Raw genomic sequence first — 979 nt, 5'->3', positions numbered from 1 at the left:
GGCGCCGGACGGGGCGAGGGTCCGGTCGGCGGCGGTGTGCACGCTGCGGATGCGGCGCCATGCCGTGGCCTCCCCCGCCCCCATGTACGTACGGGCGTATCCGGCCAGATCGGTCTGGTAGACGGCGACGGCGGGGACTCCTCGGCGCGCCGCGGCCGCCATGCCGCGCACGCCGAGGACGAACGGGCTGGCCAGATGGACGAGTTCGGCCCGGTGCGCGGCCACCGCCTGGGCGACGCGTCGGCTGGGCAGCGCGACCCGCACCTGGGAGTAGCCGGGAAGCGGCAGGGAGGGCACGCGGACCACGGGGCACGGGGCGCCGGCGTCCGCCTGGGGTCCGGCGGCCGTGGCCGGGGCGACGACAAGGGGTTCGTGACCGCGGGCGGCGAGATGCCGTGCGGTCTGCAGGGCGCAGTGCGCCACACCGTTGATGTCGGGGGGAAAGGACTCGGTCACTATGACGACACGCATACCGGTGTTCTCGCCGCGCCGGACGTGCCCACGTCAACGTGGATCTTTCCTGCCGAGGAACGTCCCATGAGCGTTGCACCGCCCGGGGAAACAGCGGGCGACCTGGGCGAACAACGGGAGGCGGCGCCTCGACGGCGGGCCGCCTCCCGTACATCAGGCGGTCACAGGACCGTAGGGTCGAGCCCGATCCTGGCGCGGACGGCGGTCTGTACCTCGGCCTCCTCGGCCGGATCGGCGGCGAGCCTTCGCAGTTGGTCGACGACGCGGGCGTCACCGGTCTCGGCGTGCCGTGCGGCGACCTCGCGGGTGGACTCCTCGCAGTCCCACAGGCACTCGACGGCGAACCCGGCGGCGAAGGAGGGATCGGTGGCGGCGAGGGCGCGGGCGGCGCGCCCGCGCAGATGGGACGAGGCGGTCTCGCGGTAGACGTGCCGCAGCACGGGGGCGGCGCAGGCGATGCCGAGGCGCCCCGCTCCGTCGACGAGCGGCCACAGGGTCGGGGCGTCGG

General features: G+C 75.1%; 1 protein-coding gene and 1 pseudogene. Both read right to left on the bottom strand.

Annotated features, from left to right (window positions below; translation table 11 throughout):
* The coding region (locus G3I40_RS17520) for a glycosyltransferase (RefSeq protein WP_164303086.1) at nucleotides 1-471 on the bottom strand (471 nt) is incomplete at its 3' end.
* A gap of 161 nt (nucleotides 472-632) precedes the next feature.
* Nucleotides 633-979 (bottom strand): annotated as a pseudogene (locus G3I40_RS17515) (HEAT repeat domain-containing protein); the annotation flags it as partial.

This window comes from Streptomyces sp. SID14478 (assembly GCF_010548525.1).
Classification (GTDB): Bacteria; Actinomycetota; Actinomycetes; order Streptomycetales; family Streptomycetaceae; genus Streptomyces.
Note: the sequence above shows the minus strand (reverse complement) of the source record. Positions and strands in the feature narration are given on the sequence as shown.